12 protein-coding genes and 1 pseudogene are annotated in these 9,738 nt (G+C 71.9%); 9 read left to right on the forward strand and 4 right to left on the reverse strand.

Annotation, left to right across the window (positions count from 1 at the left end; translation table 11 throughout):
• From serB to A5714_RS23380, 7 genes are all read left to right on the forward strand, one after another.
• Positions 1–555 (forward strand): phosphoserine phosphatase SerB (gene serB, locus A5714_RS23350; RefSeq protein WP_068289386.1); only part of this gene is annotated, 555 nt, incomplete at its 5' end.
• Positions 556–557: 2 nt separating this feature from the next.
• Entirely contained in the window at positions 558–1,436 is an 879-nt protein-coding gene (locus A5714_RS23355) for an ABC transporter ATP-binding protein (RefSeq protein WP_156671040.1), read from the forward strand.
• Positions 1,433–2,275 carry an NUDIX hydrolase gene (locus tag A5714_RS23360; RefSeq protein ID WP_068289389.1) on the forward strand — a complete coding sequence of 281 codons (843 nt, stop codon included), beginning with the start codon at positions 1,433–1,435 and terminating at the stop codon, positions 2,273–2,275. The genes A5714_RS23355 and A5714_RS23360 overlap by 4 nt, the downstream gene beginning before the upstream one ends.
• A gap of 65 nt (positions 2,276–2,340) precedes the next feature.
• Positions 2,341–3,036, forward strand: coding sequence for an enoyl-CoA hydratase (locus A5714_RS23365; RefSeq protein WP_369829468.1), 696 nt, complete (start codon positions 2,341–2,343; stop codon positions 3,034–3,036).
• A 10-nt stretch (positions 3,037–3,046) separates the two neighbouring features.
• Positions 3,047–4,021 carry a class I SAM-dependent methyltransferase gene (locus tag A5714_RS23370; RefSeq protein WP_068069435.1) on the forward strand — a complete coding sequence of 325 codons (975 nt, stop codon included), beginning with the start codon at positions 3,047–3,049 and terminating at the stop codon, positions 4,019–4,021.
• A gap of 47 nt (positions 4,022–4,068) precedes the next feature.
• Complete coding sequence (locus A5714_RS23375) at positions 4,069–5,268, forward strand: class I SAM-dependent methyltransferase (RefSeq protein ID WP_231975967.1); 1,200 nt, start codon at positions 4,069–4,071, stop codon at positions 5,266–5,268.
• A gap of 73 nt (positions 5,269–5,341) precedes the next feature.
• The gene (locus tag A5714_RS23380; RefSeq protein ID WP_068289395.1) at positions 5,342–6,040 is read left to right on the forward strand and encodes an esterase; all 699 of its coding nucleotides are present in this window, start codon (positions 5,342–5,344) and stop codon (positions 6,038–6,040) included.
• A gap of 3 nt (positions 6,041–6,043) precedes the next feature.
• On the opposite strand, the gene A5714_RS23385 is transcribed toward A5714_RS23380, so the two are convergent.
• On the reverse strand, positions 6,044–6,421 hold the full coding sequence (locus A5714_RS23385) for a hypothetical protein (protein ID WP_068069438.1): 378 nt from the start codon (positions 6,419–6,421) through the stop codon (positions 6,044–6,046).
• A gap of 18 nt (positions 6,422–6,439) precedes the next feature.
• Entirely contained in the window at positions 6,440–7,702 is a 1,263-nt protein-coding gene (locus tag A5714_RS23390) for a PQQ-binding-like beta-propeller repeat protein (protein ID WP_068289398.1), read from the reverse strand.
• Between the two features lie 174 nt (positions 7,703–7,876).
• Here A5714_RS23390 and A5714_RS23395 point away from each other — a divergent pair, with 174 nt between their 5' ends.
• Together A5714_RS23395 and A5714_RS27715 are read left to right on the forward strand one after the other, a co-directional pair.
• Entirely contained in the window at positions 7,877–8,614 is a 738-nt protein-coding gene (locus A5714_RS23395; RefSeq protein ID WP_068289401.1) for an acyltransferase, read from the forward strand.
• Positions 8,615–8,620: 6 nt separating this feature from the next.
• A pseudogene (locus A5714_RS27715) lies at positions 8,621–8,792 on the forward strand (gamma-glutamyl-gamma-aminobutyrate hydrolase family protein); the annotation flags it as partial.
• On the opposite strand, the gene A5714_RS23400 reads toward A5714_RS27715, so the two are convergent.
• Both A5714_RS23400 and A5714_RS23405 read right to left on the reverse strand, forming a co-directional pair.
• Positions 8,721–9,278: a DUF4333 domain-containing protein gene (locus A5714_RS23400; RefSeq protein ID WP_068289404.1), complete on the reverse strand. Its 558-nt coding sequence runs from the start codon at positions 9,276–9,278 to the stop codon at positions 8,721–8,723. The pseudogene A5714_RS27715 and the gene A5714_RS23400 overlap by 72 nt on opposite strands.
• 152 nt (positions 9,279–9,430) lie before the next feature.
• Positions 9,431–9,738: FAD-binding domain-containing protein (locus A5714_RS23405; protein ID WP_231975968.1), on the reverse strand; the 308-nt coding region annotated here is incomplete at its 5' end.

Below are 9,738 nucleotides of genomic sequence, written 5' to 3' on the forward strand. Positions count from 1 at the left end.
CTGCACCAGCGGGTGGCGACGCTGGCGGGACTGCCCGCCAGCGTGGTCGACGAGGTGGCCGAGCAGCTGGAGCTGATGCCCGGCGCCCGCACCACGCTGCGGACGTTGCGGCGCTTGGGTTTTCACTGCGGGGTGGTCTCCGGGGGCTTCCGCAAGATCATCGAGCCGCTGGCCGAGGAGCTGATGCTCGACTACGTCGCCGCCAACGAGCTGGAGATCGTCGACGGCGTCCTGACCGGCCGGGTGATCGGGCCCATCGTCGACCGGCCCGGGAAGGCCGCGGCGCTGCGGGAATTCGCGCAACAGGCCGGGGTGCCGATGGCGCAGACCGTGGCCGTCGGCGACGGCGCCAACGACATCGACATGCTGGCCGCCGCGGGGCTGGGGGTGGCGTTCAACGCCAAACCCGCGCTGCGGGCGGTCGCCGACGCGTCGCTGAGCAGTCCGTACCTGGACACGGTGCTGTTCCTGCTGGGCGTGACGCGCGGTGAGATCGAGGCCGCCGACGCGGTCGACGGCGAGGTTCGCCGGGTGGAGATCCCGCTCGAGGAGTAGCGATCCCGGTACGGCACGATGGTCGGGTGCCCGAAAACGGAGCCGACCCGATCGACGAGCCGGCCGATCAGGACCTGCTGATAGACCTGCGCGGGGTGTCGCTGCGGCGCGGCGACAACGTCCTCGTCGGCCCCCTGGACTGGTCGGTCGAACTCGACGAACGCTGGGTCATCATCGGTCCCAACGGGGCCGGCAAAACCTCGTTGCTGCGCCTGGCCGCCGCTGCCGAACACCCGACCACCGGCGTCGCCTACGTCCTGGGGGAACGGCTGGGCCGCGTCGACGTCTCGGAGCTGCGCGCCCGGATCGGCCTCAGCTCGTCGTCCCTGGCGCAGCGCATACCCACCGACGAGGTGGTGCGCGACCTGGTGGTGTCGGCGGGTTACGCGGTGCTGGGCCGCTGGCGCGAGCGATACGAGGAGGTCGACTACCGCCGGGCGGTCGACATGCTGGAAAGCCTTGGCGCTGAACACCTTGCCGACCGCACCTACGGCACCCTGTCCGAGGGCGAACGCAAGCGGGTGCTGATCGCGCGGGCGTTGATGACCGACCCGGAACTGCTGCTGCTCGACGAGCCCGCCGCCGGCCTGGACCTGGGCGGGCGCGAGGAGCTGGTGGCGCGGCTGGCGGACCTGGCGGCCGACCCCGACTCGCCCGCCCTGGTCCTGGTGACGCATCACGTCGAGGAGATCCCGCCGGGCTTCAGCCACTGCCTGCTGCTGTCGGAGGGGCAGGCGGTGGCGGCGGGGTTGCTGACCGACGTGCTCACCGCCGAGAACCTGTCCACCGCGTTCGGTCAAGCGATCGCGCTCGACGTCATCGACGGACGCTATTTCGCGAGGCGCGTCCGCACCCGCGCCGCTCACCGGAGGCATCTATGACCGCACCCGAGCCACCGCCGCTGGTCCCGCGGCCCGCCGCCACGGTGATGCTGGTCCGCGACGGTTCGGCGGGCCTGGACGTGTTCCTGATGCGGCGGCACTCGAAGATGGAGTTCGCGGCGGGAGTCATGGTCTTCCCCGGGGGCGGCGTCGACGACCGCGACCGCGACGCCGGCCTGAGCGGGCTGGGCGCGTGGGCCGGCCCGCCGCCGTCCTGGTGGGCGCAGCGCTTCGGCATCGAGCCCGACCTGGCCGAGGCGCTGGTGTGCGCGGCCGCCCGCGAGACCTTCGAGGAGTCCGGGGTGCTGTTCGCCGGGCCGGCCGGCCAGGCCGTTTCGGCCCCGAACAGCATCGTCGGCGACGCCTCGGTGTACCGGGAGGCCCGGCAGGCGCTGGCCGACGGGACGCTGTCGTTTGCCGACTTCCTGCGCCGCGAGAACCTGGAACTGCGGTCGGACCTGCTGCGCCCGTGGGCCAACTGGGTCACCCCCGAGGCCGAACGGACCCGCCGCTACGACACCTACTTTTTCGTCGCGGCCCTGCCCCAGGGGCAGCGCGCCGACGGGGAGAACACCGAGTCGGACCGGGCCGGCTGGGCGACCCCGCGCGCGGCGCTCGACGACTTCGAGGCCGGGCGCAGCTTCCTGTTGCCGCCGACGTGGACCCAGCTGGACTCGCTGGCCGGGCGGACCGTCGCCGAAGTGCTGGCCGTCGACCGCCAGATCGTGACCGTGCAGCCGCACCTGGAAATCCAGGGCGACAACTGGGTGTTCGAGTTCTTCGACTCCGACCGCTACCACCGGGCACGAGAGTCGGGCGGCATGGGATGGCGCCATTGAGCATCCCCCCGCGCGAGTTCGTCAGCGTCGTGGTGAGCGACGGCTCGCAAGACGCCGGGCTGGCGATGCTGCTGGTGTCGCGGCCGCCGACCAACGCGCTGACCCGCCAGGTCTACCGGGAGTTGGTGTCGGCCGCCGACGAGCTGGGACGGCGCGACGACGTCGCCGCGGTCATCCTGTTCGGCGGGCACGAGATCTTCTCCGCCGGCGACGACATGCCCGAACTGCGGACGCTGACGGCCGACGAGGCCGCGACCGCGGCCCGGGTGCGCCAGGACGCGTTCGACGCCGTCGCCCGGATCCCGAAGCCGACGGTCGCGGCGATCACCGGCTACGCGCTGGGCGCCGGCCTGACGCTGGCGTTGGCCGCCGATTGGCGGGTCAGCGGGGACAACGTCAAGTTCGGGGTGACCGAGATCCTCGCCGGCCTGGTGCCGGGTGCCGGGGCGCTGGCCCGCCTGACGCGGGTGGCGGGGGAGAGCAAGGCCAAGGAGCTGGTGTTCAGCGGGCGGTTCTTCGACTCCGAGGAGGCGTTGCAGCTGGGCCTGATCGACGAGATGGTGGCCCCGGACGACGTCTACGACGCCGCGGCCGCCTGGGCCCGGCGCTTCCTCGAGGGGCCGCGGCACGCCCTGGCCGCGGCCAAGGCCGGCATCAACGAGCTGTTCGACACCGAACCGGCCGAGCGGCTGGCCGCCGAGCGGCGCCGCTACGTCGAGCTGTTCGCCGCCGCCGAACACGGGGAGCCCGGCGGCGGTTAGGCTGCCCTGCATGACGACGAGTTCCACCGACGCCGTTCCGACGCCGCACGCCACCGCCGAGCAGGTCGAAGCCGCCCGACACGACACCAAGCTGGCGCAGGTCCTCTACCACGACTGGGAAGCCGAGACCTACGACGAGAAGTGGTCGATCTCCTACGACCAGCGCTGCGTCGACTACGCCCGGGGCCGGTTCGACGCCATCGTGCCCCCCGAGGTGCTGCGGGAGCTGCCCTACGATCGGGCTCTCGAATTGGGTTGTGGCACCGGGTTTTTCCTGCTGAACCTGATCCAGTCGGGTGTCGCTCGGCGGGGCTCGGTGACGGATCTGTCGCCCGGCATGGTCAAGGTCGCCACCCGCAACGGGCAGTCGCTGGGTCTCGACATCGACGGACGGGTCGCCGACGCCGAGGGCATCCCGTACGAGGACAACACCTTCGACCTGGTCGTCGGGCACGCGGTGCTGCACCACATCCCCGACGTCGAGCTGTCGCTGCGTGAGGTGTTGCGGGTGCTGCGCCCGGGCGGCCGGTTCGTCTTCGCCGGCGAACCGACCAGCGCCGGCGACGTCTACGCCCGCGAGCTGTCCACCCTGACCTGGCGGGTCGCCACCAACGTCACTCGGCTGCCCGGCCTGCGCGGCTGGCGGCGGCCGCAGGCCGAGCTCGACGAATCCTCGCGCGCCGCGGCGCTGGAGGCGATCGTCGACCTGCACACCTTCACCCCGCAGGACCTGGAGCGGATGGCCGGCAACGCCGGCGCCGTCGAGGTCCGCACCGCCAGCGAGGAGTTCACCGCCGCGATGTTCGGCTGGCCGGTCCGCACCTTCGAGGCCTCGGTGCCGCCGGGACGGTTGGGCTGGGGCTGGGCGAAGTTCGCGTTCAACGGCTGGAAGGCCCTGAGCTGGGTGGACGCCAACGTGTGGCGGCGCGTTGTGCCTAAGGGCTGGTTCTACAACGTCATGGTCACCGGGGTGAAACCCGCCTGAGCACGCCGGGCGAGTCCGCGCGGTGACGACGCGGGCCGCGCAGCGGCGTGGGGAGGAGCCGGGCCATCGAATTCTCCCTCGACGACGTCGGCTACCTGCGGTCGGAGCCGGGCCTCGCGGCGTTGACGGCGGTGGCCGAATTGGCCCTCACCGACGCCACCCGGGTCGCCGACGTCGCGACGGCGCGGTCCCGCTTCGGTGACCGGGCGGCCGCATTGGTGGAGACCACGCTGCTGCGCCGGCGGGCCGCCGACAAGCTGGGCCGGCTCGGGGACGTCCAGACCTGGCTGTTTACCGACGAGGCGCTGCAGCAGGCCACCGCCGCGCCGGTGGCCTTGCACCGGGCCCGCCGGCTGGCGGCCACCGGCCGCCCGGTGCACGACGTGACGTGCTCGATCGGCACCGAGGTCGCCGCGCTGCGGGCGGCGGGCGTCCGCGCGGTGGGCAGCGACGTCGACGCGGTGCGCGTGGCGATGGCGGCCCACAACGTGGGCGTGGGCGCGGTCTTCTGCCGCGCCGACGCGCTGCGCCCGGTGACCCGCGATTCGGTCGTCGTCGCCGACCCCGCCCGTCGCGTCGGGGGGCGTCGCCGGTTCGATCCGGCCGACTACCGGCCCGGCCTGGCCCCGCTGTTCGACTGCTACCGCGGCCGTGACCTCGTCGTGAAGTGCGCTCCCGGAATCGATTTCGACGAGCTGCGCCGCCTCGGTTTCGAGGGCGAGGTCGAGGTGACGTCCTACGGCGGTTCAGTGCGCGAGGCGTGCGGCTGGTCGGGCGGGTTGGCCGAGCCGGGTGTCCGCCGCCGCGCGAGCGTGCTCGACCGCGGCGAGCAGCTGACCGACGCCGACCCCGACGACTGCCCGGCGCGCCCGGCCGGCCGGTGGATCGTCGACCCCGACGGCGCCGTGGTGCGGGCCGGGCTGGTGCGCCAGTACGCCGCGCGGCACGGGCTGTGGCAACTGGACCCCGACATCGCCTACCTGTCCGGGGACCGGCTGCCGCCCGGGGTGCGGGGTTTCGAGGTGCTCGAGCAGCTGCCGTTCGACGAGCGACGCCTGCGCCAGGCCCTCGCCGCGCGGGACTGCGGTGCCCTGGAGGTGCTGGTTCGCGGCGTGCGGCTGGACCCCGACGCGGTGCGGCGCCGGATGCGGTTACGCGGGCATCAGCCGCTGTCCGTTGTCGTCACCCGCATCGGCGCGGGGGCCGCGGGCCGCGCGACCGCGTTCGTCTGCCGGCCGTCCCGCTAGCGCCGGGTACGCTGGCGAAGCCCAATTCTGAGAGTCGCCACCCCGGCGCGTCTTGCGAGGACACCTTCGACACATGCGTTTCCTGAGAGCCGCTGCGCTGCTCGCACCGGTGATCCTGCTGGCCTGGCCGGCCGCCGCGGCACCGCCGCCGCCCCCGCCGGCAGCGCCGGCGTGCGCCGGCGGCACCGTCGAGGCCGGCCAGCTCTGCCACCTGCACGCCACCGGGCCCACCTACACCCTCAACATCGTGTTCCCGGCCGACTATCCCGACGAGCAGGCACTCATCGACTACGTCACCCAGAACCGGGATGGGTTCGTCAGCGTCGCGCAGAGCTCCGGGGGCCGTGATCAGCCCTATCAGCTCGAGGGCACCACCGAGCAGCACATCGCCGGTCAGCCCTCGCACAACACCCGCAGCGTGGTGCTCAAGTTCTTCCAGGACGTCGGCGGGTCCCACACGTCGATCTGGTGGAAGGCGTTCAACTACAACCTCGGCAGCAAGCAGCCGATCACCCTCGACACCCTATTCGGGCCGGCCGGGCCGCCGCTGGACGCCATCTTCCCGCTCGTGCAGCGCGATCTGGAACGCCAAAGCCCGCTAGCGGCGGCCATTCTGCCGTCGACCGGGCTCGACCAGACGCACTATCAAAACTTCGCCATCACCGACGACCAGCTGATCTTCTACTTCGCGCCCGGTGAGATGCTGCCGGCGTTCGCGGGTCCCGTTCAGGCGCAGGTGGCGCGCAGCGCCCTCCCGCCGCTGGCCGTCTGAGGCTCAGACGGGTCCGGCCTGGAACTCCATCGCGACCGCGGCGACCGTCAGCACCACCTGGGCCAGGCACCCGACGATCGGGACGACGAACGCGCGTCGGCGCTTGGCCAGCAGGTAGCAGGCGGCGACGACGTCGACCAGGAGCAACACCCCGCCGCCCCAGGACTGCAGGGTCATGGCCCGGTTGAGCCACGCGGGATCGCCGCACTTCTGATAGCCGCACGGGTCGGTGACCATGACCAGCAGGCCCACCACCAACAGGCTGACCCCGTACAGGCAGGCGTGCAGGACCAGCAAGACCAGGGTCGCCGCGGTGCCGGCCGCCTTATGCCGCGGGGTGGGGTCGGCCGGGGACGCCGGCGCGGAGTCGTCTCGGGGCATCCAGAGAGTATGGCCGGGTCAGGCCGGGGCGAAACCGTAAACCTGGCCGTCGCTGGTAGCGGTCACGACGCGCCGGTCGGCGCCCACGGAGACGCCGAGGGGATAACCGGTCGCCGCCGGCAGCGGGTAGCTGTTCTGGGTGCGACCGGTGCCGGGGTCGAACACCAGCACCGACATCCCGGGCGCGCCGTTGGCCGACGGCCCGCTGGCCACCGTGTAGCCGACACCGGGGCCGGCGAGGCTCGACGACGACAGGGGAGTGACGTCGTCGCGGCGCCACGCCGGGTCGGCGTGATCACCGGCGTCCTTGACGGCCACCAGCCGGGTGTCGGGCCCGCCGCCGGCGACGATCAGGCCCTGCGGGCTGACGGTGGGCGGCGTCTGGGCCAGAAACCCCAGCGGCACCGACCATTTCACCTTGCCGTCCGCGGCGTGCAGCGCCCACAGCCGCTGGTCACGGCCGTTGACGTAGATGGTCGACCCGTCGGCCGACAGCACCGGGCTGGCGATGACACCGTCGGGCACCGCGTCGCTGGTCCATTCGCGGGACAGCAGGGGCGTCTGCCCGGGGTGATACTTCAGGCCCACCAGCCCGGCGGTCGGGGCGCCCGGCTGCCAGACACCGACCACCACCATCCCGGTGGCCGCGGAGAACGCGGGGGCCGCCGCCACCGGGCAGCCCTGGCGGGCGGGCGCGCAGTCGGCCAGGCCGCGGGTCGCGTCGGTGGGGTCGACGCCCTCCACCAGGTCGAGCGGGCTGCCGATGACGTCCCCGCGGTGGGCCTCGAAGACCAGCACCTGCCCGAGGTGGGTGGCGACCAGCAGCTGGCCGTGGCCGAGGAAGCGGGGCGTGGCGGGCATGCCGATCACCGGTTGGCGCCACCGGGTCCACTGCGTCACCGGGAACGACAGGAACGCCCCCGGCTGGCCCACGTACAGGTTGTCGAAGCCGTCGAACAGGGGGCCGCCGACGCCGCCGCCCTGGAACAGCCGCACGCACCAGCGTTGCCGGCCGCGGTCGTCGTTCTCCCACTCCATCAGCGAGCAGCCCGCCGACGTCTGCGCGTTGAGCCCGACGTACCCGCGGCCGCTGAGCGCCGGGCCGGCCGCCAGGGTGCCCTTCACCGATCGGGTCCACTGCAGCGCCAGCTTGGCGGCGCCGCCGGTGGCGGTGTAGCTGCTGTTGGCGGCGTCGGCGTATTGGGCGGCCCAGCCGGCGGCCGGAGCCGCGTCGACCCACGAGTCGGTGTTGCCGCACGCGCCGACGACGGCCGCGAGCATGGCCGCGAGCAGTGCCGATGACGAACGCCGGAGCCCACAGACGACGTGTCGGGCAAGCACTTGGGTTCCCCAGATCCTTTCCGCGGACGTCGGCATGGGCGGCAATCGAGTACAGGTGAGGGTAACCCGTGGCGGTTCGCGCGCCGCTGATTGACCGCGTTAGGCTGTGCGGCCATGACGAGCATGTGGGGCGCCCCGATCCATCGCCGTTGGCGGGGATCGAACCTGCGGGACCCACGCCAGGCCAAGTTCCTTACGCTGGCCTCGCTGCGTTGGGTGTTGGCCCACCGCGCGTACACCCCTTGGTATCTGGTGCGCTACTGGCGGCTGCTGAAGTTCAAGCTGGCCAACCCGCACATCATCACCCGCGGCATGGTGTTCCTCGGCAAGAACGTCGAGATCCACGCGACGCCGGAACTGGCGCAGCTCGAGATCGGCCGCTGGGTGCACATCGGCGACAAGAACACCATCCGCGCGCACGAGGGCTCGCTGCGGTTCGGCGACAAGGTGGTGCTGGGCCGCGACAACGTGATCAACGCCTACCTCGACATCGAGCTCGGCGACTCGGTGCTGATGGCCGACTGGTGCTACGTCTGCGATTTCGACCACCGGATGGACGACATCACGCTGCCGATCAAGGATCAGGGCATCGTCAAGTCCCCGGTCCGGATCGGCCCGGACACCTGGGTGGGCGTCAAGGTGACGGTGCTGCGCGGCACGTCCGTCGGGCGCGGCTGCGTGCTGGGCTCCCACGCGGTGGTCCGCGGCGTGGTTCCCGACTACTCCATCGCGGTCGGCGCCCCGGCCAAGGTGGTCAAGAACCGCCAGCTGGCCTGGGAGAGCTCCGCCGCGCAGCGCGCCGAGCTGGCGGCCGCGCTGGCCGACATCGAGCGCAAGAAGGCGGCGCGCTAGCTTTCCGGCGGTGACCCGCGACGCCCGGCTTCGCCGCGCTTGCGATCACCGCTAGCTTTCCGGCGGTGACCCGCGGCGCCCGGCTTCGCCGCGCTTGCGATCACCGCTAGGCGGCGGGCTCCGGCTGGTCGTCGACCTTGAGGTTGAACTTCACGTCGCCGCCGACGATGTTGGTGACGACCACCTGCACCCCGTACTTGTTGACCCCGTCGATCAGCTCACACCGCAACGTCGCTCCCACGACGCCTTTCAGGTTGTCCGGGCAGGTCACGGCGTCGGGCGCCTTGCCGACCTTCTGGGACAGCTGGTCGCTGATCACGCGCGCGACCTGGTTCTTGTCGACGGTCTCGACCATGTTGAATTTGACGTCGCTGCCGTCGACGCTGGTGACGGTGACGTTGACGTTGAAGGGCTGGTTCTCGACCTTCATGTCGCAGTTGATCTGGGCGCCGACCTTCGCCGGCAGGTCCTCCGGGCAGCTCACCGACTCCGGCTTGTTACCCGCGGCGTCGGTCATCTTGGCGGTTATCTGGCTGGCGACGTCACCCTTGCTGACCGCGTGTGACGACTTTGAACCGACCGAGCACGAACACGCGCCGACACCGGCCAGCAGGCCGGCCGCGGCGCCCGAGATGAACAGGGTCCTGGCGAGCGAGCGTGTCATGAGCGCCTCCCGAACGGCTGAGTAACTGTGAGCTGGCTGATAATTGCATGCCAGTTCGCTGGCCGGGAAGCGATTGGGCGAAGATTCACCCAAGCCGCGCCGTCCCAGCACCACGCGTCCCATCAGCACCGTTGGCCCATCGGTGCGATCGCTCAGATGTTCTGGTAGCGGCGCAGCGCCTCGGCGCGCTCGGCGCCGTGGTCGACGATCGGGTCGGGGTAGCCCTGTGGGCGTTGCCCCTTGCGCAGGTGCGCGTCGTCGGCGTCGCGCAGCTCGGGCACCCAGCGCCGAATGTAGCTGCCGTCGGGATCGAACTTCTCGCCCTGCGTGACCGGGTTGAAGATGCGGAAGTAGGGCGCCGCGCCGGTGCCCGACCCGGCGCACCACTGCCACCCGTGCTGGTTGTTGGCCATGTCGCCGTCCACCAGCTGAGCGAGAAACCACTCCGCGCCCCACTGCA

The organism is Mycobacterium sp. E2462 (genome assembly GCF_001672685.1).
Lineage (GTDB): Bacteria > Actinomycetota > Actinomycetes > Mycobacteriales > Mycobacteriaceae > Mycobacterium.

Bases quoted from the DNA above. Each gene is read 5' to 3' on its own strand.
- A5714_RS23360 (WP_068289389.1), top strand. From the start codon at position 1,433: ATGACCGCACCCGAGCCACCGCCGCTGGTCCCGCGGCCCGCCGCCACG.
- A5714_RS23365 (WP_369829468.1), top strand. From the start codon at position 2,341: ATGCTGCTGGTGTCGCGGCCGCCGACCAACGCGCTGACCCGCCAGGTC.
- A5714_RS23370 (WP_068069435.1), top strand. From the start codon at position 3,047: ATGACGACGAGTTCCACCGACGCCGTTCCGACGCCGCACGCCACCGCC.
- A5714_RS23380 (WP_068289395.1), top strand. From the start codon at position 5,342: ATGCGTTTCCTGAGAGCCGCTGCGCTGCTCGCACCGGTGATCCTGCTG.
- A5714_RS23385 (WP_068069438.1), bottom strand. From the start codon at position 6,421: ATGCCCCGAGACGACTCCGCGCCGGCGTCCCCGGCCGACCCCACCCCG.
- A5714_RS23390 (WP_068289398.1), bottom strand. From the start codon at position 7,702: ATGCTCGCGGCCGTCGTCGGCGCGTGCGGCAACACCGACTCGTGGGTC.
- A5714_RS23395 (WP_068289401.1), top strand. From the start codon at position 7,877: ATGACGAGCATGTGGGGCGCCCCGATCCATCGCCGTTGGCGGGGATCG.
- A5714_RS23400 (WP_068289404.1), bottom strand. From the start codon at position 9,278: ATGACACGCTCGCTCGCCAGGACCCTGTTCATCTCGGGCGCCGCGGCC.